The sequence below is a fragment of the Psychrobacter sp. Choline-02u-9 genome (genome assembly GCF_002836505.1).
Taxonomy (GTDB): Bacteria; Pseudomonadota; Gammaproteobacteria; order Pseudomonadales; family Moraxellaceae; genus Psychrobacter.
In genome coordinates this window covers 64047-80651 of sequence record NZ_PJBF01000042.1, presented here as the reverse complement: position 1 = coordinate 80651, position 16605 = coordinate 64047, and the positions used below count along the sequence as shown (strand labels likewise).

The following is a 16605-nucleotide window of genomic DNA, read 5'->3' as shown; positions in this document are numbered from 1 at the left end:
TCAGAGATAAGATCCATGTCAGAGAGACGATGTGACAAAATAAAACGGGTTATAAGCTTATAATAACGAGACCTTGTTCAAATAATAGTTGTAGTAGTCTTTAAGGAATAAGACGTTCTGTTTTGTATAATCTTTATCACTCTCTGTATATATTAGTATTACCGAATATATACAGAGAGACAATGCCGTTCATCCGTGTTTTGATACCGTTCGTCATTTATATTCATATAAACGAATATAATTACTTTTAATTTGTGTCTATTTATAATAAATTACGTCGGTTTTAAAAAGAGTCAGCTTTTATCTACTACTAAACATGCGCTTATACACATTAAAAATACATGATAAGCGCATATTGGTTACATAAATTATTTCTGCATTATTTATCTTTTTATCTGCTAGGTAGCACTATTTGAACCACTAACCCTTGAATACCATCTTGCCGATTATGAGCATTGATATATCCTTTATGAGCCATGACTACAGCGTGAACAATAGCCAATCCAAGACCATAGCCGCCAGTGTCACGATGCCGAGCAGTATCGAGCCGCACAAAGGGATGAAAAATACGTTCTAAGTCTTTGTCTGCGACACCGCCGCCTTCGTCTGTTATATTAATTTGAACAGCTGGTGCCTTATTGTCCATTTGTATTGCTTTGATTTCCGCAATCACTGTCGAACCCGCTGCCGTGTGCATAAAAGCATTGCGAATGACATTTTCAAGTGCACTATACAACTGCTCTGCATTACCTTGAACTGTCCAAAATCCTTCCAAACTATCTAGCGCTGAGGCTTCATGCGGTTGCCATTGCCAATGCACGTCTTTATGTTGAAATTCAAAGCAGACATCCTCTCCGATATTACTAATAGTGTCGGATATATCGACTGCCTCACTCTCCAAATTATCGACGGTATATTGCTGCATTTGTAGAGACTGAATATGAATGATTTGCTCAATTAGCTCATTCATTCGTGTAGATTCTTTATCGATACGGTCCAGATAACGATTGGCATTGGGCGCAAAGTCTCGAGTCAGCTCAGTCGCTACATCCAGACGAGCAAGTGGCGAACGCAGCTCATGTGAGATATCACTGAGCATTTGCTTACGTGCCAGCTCACTGTCAACCAGTCTGGTCGAGAGATGGGCAACGTCTTTGGCAAGTAGCCCCAACTCATCATCGCCCATCTTGGACAGTTCTGGGTTGGCTTGATAATTACCATCGATCATACGGTGTACGGTATTTTGTACACGGCCAATCCGCTGAGTTAGCGTACGACTGAGCCATATGCAGACCAATACACTAAAGATAACGATCAATAGCAAACGTATTGGAAAATTACCGTGCTGTAGCTCAACTACGTCCGAAAAACGTAGGTGCGGACGCAACTGTATGATAATTGACTGACCATCAGGTAATTCAACAGACATATCAGCCAGTTCAGGACGAGTATCGATATCAGCTACTGCTGCACTACTTGCTGTTCTTGACTTTAGGAATTTTTGCCAAAAAGACGGCTCAATTTTCGGTATTTCATTGTCGTGTTCACGAAGTCTATTGTCAGCATTGCGACCTTCTAGACCATAAACGCTATTCTCTACTCTAGGTGGCCTAGGTGGTATTTGCTGCAACGGTTGTATCGCACGATCCATTAGCCGCCGACCACTTTGCAACTGTCCTTGCGCACGATCGTCTTGGTCACGGTAACGCGGGAATACAATAGCGCCCTGCTCATCATAGACTCTGATTTGATTCATCAGCTGTCGGTCTTGACGATACATCTGCCTGACAGAGTCTACATCACCAGCCCGTAGCGCCGCGACCATCTCTTCACGCTTTATCAATAGACTATCGATTTGTACGTCCATACGAGAGGTCAGCTCTTTTTCAGCCAGCCAGCGCTCTACCACGATAGACAATACAGAGGTGATTAAAATCGTCAGTAATAAGCTCAGAAACAGACGCCAAAACAAGGTAATGCGCACCTTAAACTTAGGTGCTTTTTTGAGGGTCTGCTCAGAAGCTTTCATCGATATGTCCGTCATTACAGCACCAGTTGATAACCTTTGCCACGCACCGCTTTTATTGGTTCATCGTGGAAAGGTTGAAGTTTTTTGCGTAAGCGAGATACATGTACATCGAGACTACGGTCGAAGGGCTGCAATTCGCGTTGCAGGACATTTTCTGACAGCCATGCTTTACTCACCACCTCCCCTTTTTGCTTGAGCAGAGCCACGAGCAGATCAAACTCTGTACCAGTGACTTGTAGCGTTACCCCATCTATCTGACAGGCGCGTTGGTTTTGATCGAGATGCAAACGACTCTCTGGCAACGGAGTATGCTCTGATGCGGTCGTATTGGTACGTTTAATCACTGCATTGATACGAGCCAGCAGCTCTCGAGGGTTACAAGGTTTGGTGATATAGTCATCGGCACCAAGCTCTAGACCAATAATACGATCAATCTCCTCCCCTTTCGCCGTTAACATAATGACAGGAATATCAATAATATTTGGTAATTGGCGCAAGACACTTAATCCATCTAATTTTGGCATCATAATATCGAGTACGAGTAAATCATAAACCGTATCTTCGTGTGCTACTGCCTTGAGTCGTTGTATGACTGCTGCACCATCATGCACGCAGTCACAGCGAATGCCATGATTGTCCAAGTACTCTTGCAATAACTGAGTCAACTCTTCGTCGTCATCGCCTATCAGGATATTTGGCATGCTTCTCTCCTTTAATTTTTATTTATCTCTATTTACTCAATCCAATCACTCTATAGTAATCATGACGCAATAAATCCGCGTACAAGTGTCATTGTGATATGGTTAGCGAAATTGCCGCCGTGGCATTTTTATTGTCGGTAGACTGTAGTTAACCATATTATCAGGCAAGCACTTGCCAATTCACCAGAAACGTTACCTTTCTTAATACTTCATAAATGTTCGTAACCTTTAACTGTCGTAATATACTCCTATCAACAGCAAGTATTGCATTTCTAAGATGGCTGACCATAACGAGCGATAACGTTCAACAGATGGTACTTGCAAGATAAAAATTTAGTGCTTATGAAATCAAACTCAATGTAATCAAGGATATTATGATGAAAAAATTACTATTAGGCTCAGTATTAGCAGCGTCTAGCATATTTACAGTAACGGCTTGCACCAGCGTTAACGCAACCACTGATACAACGCCAACTGCACAAATGCAAAAGAACCACAAAGATGGTGCGATGAGAGGCCCAATGTCAAAACTGGATCTAACAGCGACACAGCAAGCGCAAATCAAAGCCATCATGCAAAACAAACGTGGCGATCGCACTGCTGACCGTGCAGAACATCAAGCAGAACGCGCGCAAATGGATCAGCAAATACAAGCACTGACCAATGCCAGCACTTTGAATACTGCTGCTTTGAACCGTCTGGCTGATCAACGTGCGGCAAAAGAAAAGCAACGCTTTATCGAACGTGTACAAACACAACACGCCATCGCTCAAGTGTTGACTGCTGAGCAACGTGCAAAACTTGCACAAATGAAAGAAGATAGAAAAGGTGACGACGAAGGCCGTCGTGGTCCAGACCATCGTGAGCAACGTGGTGATCGTGCACAGCAAGGTATGTAATAAACCACTCCGGAAAAGTGTTATTTTACCCAGCTGTATACGTATAAACTAAAAAAGCGCGCCGTTAATAGGTGCGCTTTTTTTAGTGCAAAATTATCCTGTTCAAAAACTAATAATGCTTTCTATTTACTCATTAATACTCTAATAAGTTACTCAACCGAACCAATACGCTCTCTGACCATCGGCAACATGTTAAAGACCATCTTACCTACTGCCGTGCCATTACCATCTTGGTAGTATTGCAGCAGCTCTGGAGCATACTTTCGTAAATCAATGCTATTGCTAGCGTTCGGCATCTGCACATTACTTGGTAAGTTAGGAAACGCCAAGTCCTTAGTGCTGATAGCAGAATACTGCTGCAACACATCTATCCTCATGCCCTTATTACTATTCGCTTCGCTAGTATTGTCCAACTGACGACGTAAGTGCTCCCATTTGAGTTGACCACTTTTATCAAACCCGTACAGTTCCTGTACTTCTGTATTGGCAACGGCCTCACCTGTCGTGGCTTCCTCATTCATTTGATCTTCTATCATAGCCAGTATTTTTTGTACAATAGACTTACTGGTAAATGCCTTTGGATTTTGAATCGACTCAAACGCTGTCATCGGTTCGGGTTCTTGTACCAACTCTGGGTATTTTTCACTGATCCGATCGTAGAAAATCTGCATATATTTCTGTTGCGACGCTTGATAATCCCCAAAGCTTTGTACTCGGCGAATGATTTGATCGCTTGGTAGCATAGCCGATAACTGGTGCGCAGGCAGTTTTGGCGATATTGAAGCAAGTGAGTTAGGGGCAACATAATTAAACTGGCTGACAGGAGCCGCATCATAAGTCGCATCTAACGCTGCAAAGTGGCTTTTGATGACTTCACCACCAAATCCTTTAGGCAATGTACCATCATCAATAGCTATTTTTAACCACTTGTTTTGCCATTTTGTACCGAGTTTATCGTCCAACAATTCTGAGTTTAGAATCGCAAAATTATCTGCCCATAGGTAAATATCACCGTTTTTAAAATCCATATAAATAGGCTGGTTGATACTGCTGTGATGATTACGTGCTTGGTATTGCGCACTAGCGAGCATCGTAGCCTTGCCTGCCATCGGTTGATAGATCCCTTGAGAGTCGATAGAGAGCGGCTTCAGTAGGTACTCATCTAATAACTGTGCTTTCTTCCTATCTAACGGTCTTTGTTTATCTTCATAATTATCAAATAGCGCTTGATAATCTGGTACTACTTTTACATCGCTATCGTATTGATGGTCATCCCATGCATGATAGGCATCTACGCACTCAAAATACGACTGCCTTATGCTGTCACGCTTAGTATCGTAATCCACCGCTAAGACATCTTTGTTTTGCTGTTCGGCTTGCAGAATTAGAGCGGCATACGCTTGGTCATGTGCCTCTTCGCAATGTTCGTCTACATAGACTGATGCTGCCATTTTCTCCGTACCAGTATTAGTATCGGCATCGGCATCTGCATCTGCATCTGCATCTGTAAATTGTTGGTTATTGCCAATTTCAAGATTGCTATGATAGCTAAATGACTGACGACGCTGTTTTTGTAGTGCTGTTTCTAGTGTCTTTTTGGCAATGCTAGGTGCTTGTTTTACAGCCGCCGTGTTGGACTGGCCCAAACTGGTAGACTGGCAACCTGTTATCAACAGTGCCCCTGTCAAAAATGCGCTGGTGACTAACAGATTGTTTTTAGTCTTACATGGCAGACGTTGTGCAATGGTGTGATGTACTATTTTCATTTTTTATCCTTAATAGATATGAGCGTAAATGCAATGCGATGATGTCATTTGATTTCTATTTTTCATTCATATCATCTTGAGCATCGTCAACTCGGCTCTCATCGACAGCGTCTGTGCCATTGTCGTTATCGTTACCATACTCATCAGTGCCATATTCATTACTGCTATAAGCACCCTCGTTACCGCTATCTTGATAGTCGTAGCGTGCATAGCGGGCCGTTTGTAATCTGTCTTTTTTCTCGCGCTGCGTAGCTATCCATGCATTGCCATCGATAGGAGGCATAGCGTCTGGACCAAAAGACTCTGTAAGCAATGGTGTCAAGGCATGACGGTTGAAGCTGGCTTTATCGTAACGCACTTGGTTTAGCATGGTTGTGGTCGACCCCATCAAATCACCACCGATATTGACACGTTGCTGCTTGGCCAGCAGTCGATCTGAGCTGTCTAAGTAATAGTAGTTGATTTGATTAAACGAGATAGGACCGATAGCTTCGATCAGCTGCAATAGCGAACCGACATCCGCGCTTTGATAGCCTTTATTGTATAACTGCACTTTAGCAAGTGCTGTCTTTAGTGCGGCACCATCAGGATATTTATCTGGATTGGCATCTACGTATTCTTGCAGTGATTTCGTTACATATTTAAGGGTCTTACCGATCATCTCACCGCTTTGCTGACTACCGAAATAGACTTTTACGGCGCGAGTCGCACCGACTTCTTTGGCAAACGCATCACCACTGATATCGACTGCGCTAAAATGCTCAGGCGCCAGCTCAGCCATGCTGCTCTGTATCGCATTGAGCACCGCATCGTAGAGCACCGCTGGTGGCAACTGTGCCGTGACACTTTCAGGCAAACCAAAGCTCACCGTGTGCGAGGTCATCTGTGCTGGCAATGGCGTATTCTCAGGGTTAACAAGTGCAACAATCGGCATAATGGCCGATGGATCTACTACGACACTGCTATTATTAAAATCAAATGCTAACGGTATCTGTATCGATGAGCTAATCGTTGGTGTGGCGTAGTCGTAGCTATAGACACTTTGTAGTTGGCGCTGCTTGGGACGGTATTGACTGACGCTATTAAACGTTAAATGCTCATACTGATAAGCATTGGATGCAGCTATTTGCTCAGGAGTGCGGTGGAACATATCAAGTATATTGCCAATCATGCCTGTAGATGACATTGGTAGGCTGCCACGATTTACCGTCTCTGTCTTAGCTTGCTGTTTTGCCATTTGCATGGCTTCATATTTTGCAGCCATTGACTTGGGACTTAACCCTGACATCCCTGAGAGCCTACCTTCAGTACCGCTACTGTATTCATCATAATTATCATAGTCCTCACTACTGTAATCATCGCTACTATAGTCATCTGCTGTATCGTAAGCATAATCGTTATCGCTGCTAGCATCACTGATCGTCGGCTCATTCTCCCCTGCTTCCGCCAATATAGCAGCAATGGCTCTTCTCTCTGCTTCAGCTTCTGCTCTAGACTTATCATAGTCACTAGGATAGTCGGACTCTATCGAATCTTTCGCATCATCATAATCGTAGTTAATACCCTCTACCACACAGACTTTATAAGCGTCATCATCTTCGTTTTCATTGCATTTATTCGACTCTACACCTACCGCTGCTAATTCTGCTCTAGCCTCAGCTTGCGCCTCATCATCGCTACTATCATACATACCCTCAGGCTGATACGCATAGGTTTCTATGATCGTTCTAAGCAAGCTACTAGATCCTGCATCGATACTATCTGGGTCAATGAATGGTGCTGAGCGATAGTTGGCTGTGGCGACTGCGACATGCTCGGTCGCCAAGTGCTGACGAATGGCTGCTAGCAAGTGTGATTTGGCTTGGTTTTCGGTGCTTGGATACTTCTCTTGATCAAACAGCTGCTCATAACGCGCGGCCTGAGCATTTTGACTAGCAGTAAAGGCTTGACCCTGACGTTGGCTCTGCGCGGCATCTGCGATACTAAAGTCCATCATGGTACTAGAGACGCTGCTATTCGACGACAGATTGGAAGCTGAGCTGGCTGGAGTTGATTGGCAACCTGCGAGTACAAGTGAAGCACTACCAACTAGCAGTGCGATAGAAGTCAATTTACTGGTTGGATATAGATGACCATTGTTATTTTTACCATTATAGTTTTTATGATCAGTGCTAGATAAATAAGTGGGCGCAGTCTCAGAGTAGCGCTGTCGATTGCGGTTATTAATATGGTGTGATGACATAGTAATCTCTTTGTATGAATAGACAGTCGATAATGAGTGTACAGTGGTACCGTTATTTATATCACAAGACGTTACAATTTAGTAATATTAGCGAATATTTTTAAAGAATTTCTTCATTGATAAATAATTTTCTCTGCATAACAGCTGTCTTATCATTAGCTTCATTTACTTGAAAATTAGCTTCATTTATTTGAAATACAGCTGATACAGCTGAACGCTATAAAAGCGTACACCACAAAAGATAATAAACAACTTTCTACTATTTCATATTTTCGTTACTATTTAGGCTTATCTATTTCCTAACTCTATTCTCTCCACTCGCGTAAAAAGGACTTTGCGATGTCACAGTTATTATCTCGCCACCATCGAACCGCTCAGCAACGTAAACCAAAAATTAATACCTTACTCAAATCTAGCGTCGTGCTCATTACAAGTACGCTACTGCTATCTATATCCACACAGGCTGTAGAGCCAACGAACTCAACAAGTAACGCCACGGTCAACAATACATCAATCAATACCAGTGCTATAAACTTGGCCATCATGGCTGATAGTCCAACGGTACTCTCTGAAACCAAGCGCATCACGCGAGCAAAGACCAATACACTTAGCACCGAATCGAACAATGCTAACAATGCTAATAGTGACCAAGCCATCTATTCTGAAGACGCCATTCATCATCCAGTTTGGGCAAAGAACGGCATGGTCGCTACCCAAGAAGCGCTTGCCTCTGACATTGGTTTACAGATTCTAAAGGACGGCGGTAATGCGGTAGATGCTGGCGTTGCAGTGGGTTTTGCCCTAGCAGTAACCTTGCCGCGCGCAGGTAATATCGGTGGTGGTGGTTTTATGATGATTTATGATGCCAAACAAGGCAAAACGGTGGCGCTTGATTACCGTGAAAAAGCACCAAGTAGCGCCTCACGCGATATGTACCTTGATAAAGAAGGCAATGCTGTCAGCGACTTATCTCGCTATCATGGCTTGGCCGTTGGCGTGCCAGGGACAGTAGCAGGACTACTAAAAGCGCTAGAAGAGCATGGTACGATGAGCCGCGAGCAAGTTATGGCACCAGCGATAGCACTGGCTGAAAACGGTATAGAAGTCACCGCTGGCTTGTCCGAGTCACTCACGGCGTTGAGTGATCGCTTACAGAAATGGCCAAGTACTAAAAAAGTGTTTTTTAAGCCTGATGGCAGCGCTTATCAGCCAGGTGAACGTTTAAAGCAGCCTGAGCTTGCGCGTTCGTTAAAGCGGATTGCGGTACAGGGTACCGATGGGTTTTATAAGGGTGAGACCGCTCAAAAACTGGTCAAAGCAGTCAACGAAGCAGGCGGTAGCATGAGCCTGCAAGATTTGGCCAATTATCAAGCCATTGCTCGCGAACCTGTCAAAGGCGACTACCGTGGCTATGAGATTGTTTCTATGCCGCCGCCCTCCTCTGGTGGTATTCACATCGTGCAGATTTTGAATATATTAGAAGGCTATCCGCTCAAAGACTACGGACAAAACAGCGCACAGACTATTCACTTAATGGCAGAAGCAATGCAGTTAGCGTATGCAGATCGAGCTGAGTATCTGGGAGATGCCGACTTTATCGATGTACCTGCCAGCGGCTTAACCTCACAAGCCTATGCAGACAAACTGCGTACGTTGATTGATCCCAATAAAGCCACGCCAGCAGCGACTATCAAAGCGAACAATCCTCTGCCCTATGAGAGTGATCAGACCACACACTTCTCTATCGTTGATAAAGACGGTAATGCGATAGCCAATACTTATACGTTGAATTTCTCTTATGGTACTGGTCTCGTTGCGGACGGTACAGGCATTTTGCTCAATAATGAAATGGATGATTTTTCTGCCAAACCTGGCGTACCAAATGGCTACGGTTTACTTGGTGGCGACGCTAATGCTGTGGAAGCCAATAAGCGTCCACTGTCTTCTATGAGTCCGACACTCGTATTCAAAGACAGCAAACCTTACATCGTTACTGGTAGCCCAGGTGGTAGCCGTATCATCACGACTGTCACTCAGATTATATCCAACGTCATCGACCATGATATGAATATCGCTGAAGCAACGCATGCGCCGCGTATCCACGATCAATGGTTACCTGATGAAATTCGAGTAGAAAAAGCACTGAATATCGACACAGTGAAAAAGCTCGAATCAATGGGTCATACGGTCAGTCCAAAATCTGCAATGGGATCTACACAATCGATCATGCTCACACCAAACGGTGTTTATGGATCGTCTGATCCACGTATTGTCGATGCGGCAGTGGTTGGTTATTAAACAAACTGACTTTAATTATCAATTACATAGCCCTCTATACCTCGTTGTATTGAGGGCTTTTTGCTGTTGTCTATAACCGAGTTTTTATACCTTAATGACTTAACTTACGCAGATTAAACCCTTTGAACCTGTGGCTGTCTGCGGCAAATAATGCTATTATTGACGACCCCATTTAAAACGTATCAATATGGCTATCGAGGTCTTGTCGGCCTCTAGATATCAGCGTAATTGATTGATAGTAATCAATTATTTTATCGCTAGCTTATTTCTTTGATCGTACCAGTAAGAGTCTTCTATGGCATTTGTACACCTTGGCATTCACAGCGAATATTCCATCACCGATTCTATCGTGCGTATTAAACCGCTGGTAAAAGCTGCTGCGGCTGACAATCAGCGAGCGTTGGCATTGACCGATTTGTCCAATTTATATGCCACGGTGAAATTTTATCGTGCCTGCTTAGGTGCGGGTATCAAGCCTATTATTGGCAGTGAAGTCATCATGGATAATGAAGACACACGCCTTACCTTACTTGCGATGAATAACGAAGGGTATCAAAACATTACCCGTATCGTATCGCTCGGGTTTACCGAAGGTCGCGCTGATCCTATCAATCATGGTACCCCGGTTATTAAGCGCAGTCATATCTTAGAGCATGCAGCAGGTGTGATTGTACTGCTCACAGAAAAGTCAGACGTGGGTCAAGCATTGGTCGGCTCGATGCCAGAAAAAGCCGATGAACTACTTACTGAGTGGCAGGCACAGTTTGACGATCGTTTATACTTTGCGATCAAGCGTACCAATCGCTCAGGCGAAGATGCTTTTATTAGAGCAGCCATCCATTCAGGTGCCAAACACAACATTCCTATCATTGCGCATAATGACGTGCGTTTCTTAGAGCAAGATGATTTTGATGCTCATGAAGCCCGCGTGTGTATTGCAGGCTCTTATGTCCTTGCTGATCCAAATCGCCCACAGACTTACTCAGATGAGCAGTATCTAAAAACACAAGCTCAGATGGAGCAATTATTTGCTGATATTCCGCAGGTCATTGACAATACCTTGCGCCTCGCTACACGCTGCAATGTCACCTTAACGCTTGGTATTAACGTCCTACCTGATTTTCCTGTGCCTGCAGGCGAAACGATTGAGTCGTTTTTCCGTGCCGAGTCACAACGCGGTCTTGAGCAGCGCTTAGACAAGCTGTTTCCTGTCGAAGCACGTACGGACAATTGGAACGATTTCCGTCAGAGATACGATGAACGCCTCGCATATGAGTTGGATATTATTCTATCCATGGGCTTCCCCGGTTATTTCCTAATCGTCATGGACTTTATCCGCTGGGCAAAAGCCAATGGTGTGCCAGTAGGCCCTGGACGTGGTTCTGGTGCAGGTTCGTTGGTTGCCTATGCACTAAACATTACCGACCTTGACCCGATTCATTACGATCTACTATTCGAGCGCTTCTTGAACCCTGAGCGTGTATCGATGCCCGATTTCGATATCGACTTTTGTATCGAAGGTCGTGACCGCGTTATTGATTATGTCGCGCAAACCTATGGTCGTGATGCCGTCTCACAGATTATTACCTTTGGTACTATGGCCGCAAAAGCGGTTGTGCGTGATGTGGCACGCGTACAAAGCAAATCGTATTTTTTGGCCAATAAAATATCCAAGCTGATTCCAAAAACGCCTGGCATCACACTGAGCCAAGCGCTTGAGCAAGAACCACAACTCAAAGACTTGATCTCTAATCCTGATAATATGGATTATGAAGATGCCATTGAGATTTGGGAGATGGCGATTAAGCTGGAAGGCGTCTGCCGAAATGTCGGTAAACATGCTGGTGGTGTATTGATTGCTCCGCACAAGATCACTGACTTTAGCGCCATTTACTGTGATGATGAAGGTCACCGTGTCAGCCAGTTTGATAAAGACGATGTAGAAGCTGTCGGTTTGGTGAAGTTTGACTTTTTGGGTCTACGCAACTTAACCGTTATCAACGCAGCGGTTGAAAATATCAATTTACGCCGTGCAAAAGAAAACGTACCTGCCTTAGTTTTAGAGGATTTGCCGTTAGATGACAGCAAAGCCTATAAGCTGCTGCAAGATGCCAAAACCACGGCGGTCTTTCAGCTAGAAAGTATGGGCATGAAAAAGTATTTGGCCAAACTGCAACCGACCAATATCGAAGATGTCATCGCCATGTGTGCGCTGTATCGTCCCGGCCCACTCGATGCAGGTATGGTAGAGATGTATATCGACCGTAAGCATGGTCGCGAGGAAGTCATTTATGACCATCCCAATCTTGAGCCGATTTTAGAAAACACCAATGGCGTTATTGTCTATCAAGAACAGGTGATGCAAATCTCGCAGGTGATGGCAGGCTATAGTTTGGGCGGTGCTGATATGCTACGCCGTGCGATGGGTAAAAAGAAACCTGAAGAGATGGCCAAGCAGCGCGATATTTTTGTCACTGGTGCCACCTCACAAGGCATTGATGAAGTCACGTCAGGCGGTGTATTTGACTTGATGGAAAAGTTCGCAGGTTACGGTTTTAACCGCTCGCATTCTGCGGCTTATGGCGTATTGGCTTATCAAACGGCCTACCTAAAGCAATACTACCCTGCCGAATTTATGGCAGCGGTCTTAACTTCAGATATGAACAACACCGACAACGTCGTGTTCTTTATCAATGACTGCCGTGAAAACTTTGGGTTAACCGTAGTCAATCCTTCGGTCAATCGTAGTGAGTGGCATTTCGTTGCCGATACTCCAACCAATATCATCTATGGTCTTGGCGCAATCAAAGGCGTGGGTGAAGGCGCGGTAGAGTCTATCGTAGATGCACGTCGCACGGATGGTCCTTTTAAGGACTTGTATGACTTCTGCCGCCGTGTGGACATCAAAAAAGTCAATAAACGCACACTAGAAGCATTGGTTAGCGCTGGCTGTTTTGATGACTTTGCCGCCACGCTACGACCTGACTTGCCAGCCGATGAAGCTTACGAGATTCGCGGTGCCTTAATGAGTCAATTGCCAAGCGCCGTACAAGCCGCTGAGCAAGACCGTCAAAACCGCGAAATCGGTATGATGGATTTGTTTGGTGAAATGGACGGTGTGGTCGCAGCGCCGCCGTTAGTCATGACGCCAGAACTCATCTGGGGTGACAAACACCGCCTAAAAGCCGAAAAAAACACCTTGGGACTGTACTTAACGGGACATCCAATCAATGAGTATTTGGATGAGCTCAAACGCTATACCTCTGGTGCGCGTCTCGACAAGTTGACCGATACTGGCTATAACGGTAGCTGTTATTTCTCGGGGCTTATTATAGATATTGCCAACTTTGGTAATCGCAACGTGATTACTTTGGATGATGGTACATCGAGACTCGAGGTCAGCTGCTACGCTGAGCGTTTTAATCGTGTCAAAGAGCAGTTGAAAATCGATGAAGTCGTCATCATCAAAGGCAGCATCCGTGAGCGCGATGGACGTTTGTTTGCACGTCTTGATAGTGCCATGAGTATGGTAGATGCCAGACTACGTTGGCTCAAAAAAATCAGTATCAAAGTTCATGGTAGTGATATTAATCTGCTCACACGTCTACAGCCGTTACTTAAATCAGCCCAAGCTGACATTATTCCTGAGCCGCGTCTGGCATATAACCAAGAGCAAGACGAGCAAAGTAGCAGCGGTAGTAACGTCTACGACCCTGCAATGGGTGGTAGCTTGTATGATGAGAACGGTAATGACTTATTGGCATTAGAGAGCGACATGAATCATGACGCGGCCAATCAAAACGGTATGTCAGCCAGTTATGCCAATAATGCCCTGAGTAATACTGACGCTTCTATCAATGATAACTGTCTGCCACTTGGACTAAGCATTTATGAGGTCTATGGCATCGCAAATGTTGGACTGTCTGAACACTGGCGCGTTTACCCAAATGACGATAACTTGCAGACATTAAAGACTTTGGTCAGTGAAGAGAACTTACATTTTCATTACAGCTAAGACGTACATTACGTTTTAAAAATTCATTATAGTAATCTTATTGCTTTAACTTTTATAAATTGGACAACCACGATGGATGACACTACAAATAATAATATGCTCGGACAAACTGATGAAGAAATCATCAATCATGAACAGTTCGAGGACATGCGTGACCTGCTCGAAGAAGACTTTGTTGATTTGATACAAGTATATTTTTCTGATAGTAAGCAAAGAGTTGCAGCGCTGCGAATTGCCCATCAAAAAGACGATAACGCCAATGGCTTCGAAACTGCTCATGCTTTAAAAGGCGCCAGCGCCAACTTAGGTACGACTCAATTAGTCCGTCTTAGCAGCCAGTTACAAGAATACTGCCGTGAGCGCCGGATTAATGAGCAAGCCGTCCTGATCGAAGAGATTGCCATTGCATTACACCGTGCTGAACAAGAAATCAATCAGAGACTGGGACAATAATGAGTAACGACGCTTCATTAGCCGTATCATCACATACAGTAAGCGACTACCTTGATTGCCTACAAGTAGTCATGGTTAATACGACTTTGCCTGCCAATATTGGTTCGGCTGCCCGTGCAATGCATACCATGGGCTTGTCTCGCTTAACGGTGGTTGATCCCAAATTACCGATTGACGAAACCAGTGTGTCTCATGCAGCGGGTGGCAGTGAATTATTATCCTCATCTTTGATTACACCCACTTTAGAATCTGCTATTTCAGACTGTCAGTTGGTATTTGCCGCTAGCAGTCGTAGCCGTCATATGCCGCGCCCTGTCGTGACACCTACGCAAGCCGCTAAGATTATGTTTGACTTTATCGATGCACAGGCAGCGTTAAGTGCAGACGATAGTAATGTTGATACCTCATCTGCTGCTACTTCTAACAAACCAAATATTGCTATATTGTTTGGACGTGAAGACCGTGGATTGACCAATGAAGAATTGGCTTATGCTGATTATCACGTTCAAATCGATGCCAATCCTGCTTACCCTGTGCTAAATGTTGCATCAGCGGTGCAAGTCATCGCCAGCTTTATTTTTGCTTATGCTCAAACGCATACTCAGACAGCTGATAGTTTAGATTCGGATGCAAGCACAGACGCCCAATCGATAATCAATGTGAATTTGCGTCAGCAATGGGATGAGCCTGCTATTAATCAGCAGCAGCTGCAACAGCTCACTCAGCGCACCACTGACCTTATGGTACAGCGTGGCCTAGCAAATAACGAACATCTAAAGTCATTGCCATCACGCTTGTCTAGACTTGGGTCACGCCTACAGCTTGATCAAAAAGAATATCAGCTATTAAGCGCTTTGATTGCCAAACTATCGAAAGACTAAAACAAGCCGTAGTTTATAAGCTTGCCTTTGTTTGACAGCTTTTTACTATATTTTGCGGTATAAAGCTGTTATAACTTGCAGAAGCTTAGCGAAAATATATATTCCTGATTATCCGAACTTTATGACCACAGATTAGAGACATCGCTGTTTTCGCAACGACACTCTACCGACGAATAGATAGGACGCTTTATGTCATTGCCATCCAAATTATTCAAATCGCTTATTACTATCAAAAACGATTTGAAAGAAGATATTGATGCAGTATTCACCCGAGATCCTGCGGCGCGTAATAGTCTGGAAGTGATCCTAACTTATCCGGGCATACATGCGCTTGTTTTGCATCGCGGTGCACACTGTCTTTGGAACAATGAACAAAAACTAGCGGCACGCGTGATTTCCTACGGCTCGCGCATCATGACAGGTATCGAAATTCACCCTGCTGCCAAGATTGGTAGACGCTTTTTTATCGATCATGGTGTCGGCGTCGTCATCGGTGAGACTGCTGAGATCGGCAACGATGTGACGCTATACCATGGTGTTACTTTGGGCGGTGTGTCTTGGAATAATGGCAAGCGTCACCCAACGCTAGAAGACGGTGTAACGGTCGGTGCTGGTGCAAAAGTTTTGGGACCATTTACAGTCGGTAAAAACGCTAAAATCGGCTCGAATGCAGTGGTAGTCAAACCAGTACCAGCAGGCGCCACAATGGTCGGCAGTGCCGCGCGTATGATCTCAGATCATCACGATGAAAAAGGCAACCCAATCGCGACAAAAGTACAAGACGCTAAGCAACAAGAAAAAGTTGCGCAAGCTGGCGAGAACAGCGATCAAACTAACGACACTACCCCTACTGCCAAACGTACCAATACTTTCCGTGCTTATGGTATCGACCCTTATTCACAAGACCCAGTCGCAGAAGCATTTGCTAAAATGCTCGAACACATTCAACAGTCAGAGAATCGCCTCGATCAACTACAGTCAGCGATGTGTGATATTGATCCTAATTTTTGCAAAAAAGAATATGACAAGCTTTGTCTAGAAGATTTAGATGTGATTGGTCGTGCTGATGTAGATGATGTCAATAATGAGAAAAATCGCTAAGACAGTCGTTAAATGTAGGCAGTACTATTGCCGTATAGAGTGATAACAAATGCTTATATAGATTTTAGTAGAGAAACAATAGAGTCAAAGTAGTCTTAGATAAAATCTACCATGTCCGCATACATGGTAGATTAACTTTTTTGATTTTCTAGCAAATTTCGACTTAGCAAATCGTTGCTTTTCATCTCAGAGTAATCTGCACGAGCTAATAAAGCATGAT

At 44.2% G+C, this 16605-nt stretch carries 10 protein-coding genes; 6 read left to right on the top strand and 4 right to left on the bottom strand.

Annotated features, from left to right (window positions below; all coding sequences use genetic code 11):
* Positions 1-391 precede the first annotated feature (391 nt).
* Positions 392-2029 carry a sensor histidine kinase gene (locus tag CXF69_RS03965; RefSeq protein WP_101204473.1) on the bottom strand — a complete coding sequence of 546 codons (1638 nt, stop codon included), beginning with the start codon at positions 2027-2029 and terminating at the stop codon, positions 392-394.
* A 14-nt stretch (positions 2030-2043) separates the two neighbouring features.
* Positions 2044-2730 carry a response regulator transcription factor gene (locus CXF69_RS03960; protein ID WP_057759848.1) on the bottom strand — a complete coding sequence of 229 codons (687 nt, stop codon included), beginning with the start codon at positions 2728-2730 and terminating at the stop codon, positions 2044-2046.
* Between the two features lie 374 nt (positions 2731-3104).
* Between CXF69_RS03960 and CXF69_RS03955 the strand changes: the two genes are divergently transcribed.
* Complete coding sequence (locus CXF69_RS03955; protein WP_227543643.1) at positions 3105-3629, top strand: Spy/CpxP family protein refolding chaperone; 525 nt, start codon at positions 3105-3107, stop codon at positions 3627-3629.
* A gap of 149 nt (positions 3630-3778) precedes the next feature.
* On the opposite strand, the gene CXF69_RS03950 is transcribed toward CXF69_RS03955, so the two are convergent.
* A complete protein-coding gene (locus CXF69_RS03950) occupies positions 3779-5395 on the bottom strand; it encodes a hypothetical protein (RefSeq protein ID WP_102078241.1) in 1617 nt (538 codons plus the stop codon).
* Between the two features lie 55 nt (positions 5396-5450).
* Positions 5451-7637 carry a hypothetical protein gene (locus tag CXF69_RS03945; RefSeq protein WP_101204469.1) on the bottom strand — a complete coding sequence of 729 codons (2187 nt, stop codon included), beginning with the start codon at positions 7635-7637 and terminating at the stop codon, positions 5451-5453.
* Between the two features lie 339 nt (positions 7638-7976).
* Between CXF69_RS03945 and ggt the strand changes: the two genes are divergently transcribed.
* The 5 genes from ggt (at position 7977) to cysE (ending at position 16385) form a co-directional block, all read left to right on the top strand.
* On the top strand, positions 7977-9935 hold the full coding sequence (ggt, locus tag CXF69_RS03940) for a gamma-glutamyltransferase (RefSeq protein ID WP_101204468.1): 1959 nt from the start codon (positions 7977-7979) through the stop codon (positions 9933-9935).
* Positions 9936-10230: 295 nt separating this feature from the next.
* Complete coding sequence (gene dnaE / locus CXF69_RS03935) at positions 10231-13950, top strand: DNA polymerase III subunit alpha (RefSeq protein WP_101204467.1); 3720 nt, start codon at positions 10231-10233, stop codon at positions 13948-13950.
* Positions 13951-14022: 72 nt separating this feature from the next.
* The gene (locus tag CXF69_RS03930) at positions 14023-14403 is read left to right on the top strand and encodes an Hpt domain-containing protein (RefSeq protein ID WP_101204466.1); all 381 of its coding nucleotides are present in this window, start codon (positions 14023-14025) and stop codon (positions 14401-14403) included.
* The gene (locus CXF69_RS03925) at positions 14403-15284 is read left to right on the top strand and encodes an RNA methyltransferase (RefSeq protein ID WP_101204465.1); all 882 of its coding nucleotides are present in this window, start codon (positions 14403-14405) and stop codon (positions 15282-15284) included. The genes CXF69_RS03930 and CXF69_RS03925 overlap by 1 nt, the downstream gene beginning before the upstream one ends.
* A 189-nt stretch (positions 15285-15473) precedes the next feature.
* Positions 15474-16385, top strand: coding sequence for a serine O-acetyltransferase (cysE, locus tag CXF69_RS03920; protein WP_101204464.1), 912 nt, complete (start codon positions 15474-15476; stop codon positions 16383-16385).
* The last annotated feature ends 220 nt before the right edge of the window (positions 16386-16605 follow it).

Excerpts from the sequence above, each read along its gene's own strand:
- CXF69_RS03965 (WP_101204473.1), bottom strand. The coding sequence starts at position 2,029 with ATGAAAGCTTCTGAGCAGACCCTCAAAAAAGCACCTAAGTTTAAGGTG.
- CXF69_RS03960 (WP_057759848.1), bottom strand. The coding sequence starts at position 2,730 with ATGCCAAATATCCTGATAGGCGATGACGACGAAGAGTTGACTCAGTTA.
- CXF69_RS03955 (WP_227543643.1), top strand. The coding sequence starts at position 3,105 with ATGATGAAAAAATTACTATTAGGCTCAGTATTAGCAGCGTCTAGCATA.
- CXF69_RS03950 (WP_102078241.1), bottom strand. The coding sequence starts at position 5,395 with ATGAAAATAGTACATCACACCATTGCACAACGTCTGCCATGTAAGACT.
- CXF69_RS03945 (WP_101204469.1), bottom strand. The coding sequence starts at position 7,637 with ATGTCATCACACCATATTAATAACCGCAATCGACAGCGCTACTCTGAG.
- ggt (WP_101204468.1), top strand. The coding sequence starts at position 7,977 with ATGTCACAGTTATTATCTCGCCACCATCGAACCGCTCAGCAACGTAAA.
- dnaE (WP_101204467.1), top strand. The coding sequence starts at position 10,231 with ATGGCATTTGTACACCTTGGCATTCACAGCGAATATTCCATCACCGAT.
- CXF69_RS03930 (WP_101204466.1), top strand. The coding sequence starts at position 14,023 with ATGGATGACACTACAAATAATAATATGCTCGGACAAACTGATGAAGAA.
- CXF69_RS03925 (WP_101204465.1), top strand. The coding sequence starts at position 14,403 with ATGAGTAACGACGCTTCATTAGCCGTATCATCACATACAGTAAGCGAC.
- cysE (WP_101204464.1), top strand. The coding sequence starts at position 15,474 with ATGTCATTGCCATCCAAATTATTCAAATCGCTTATTACTATCAAAAAC.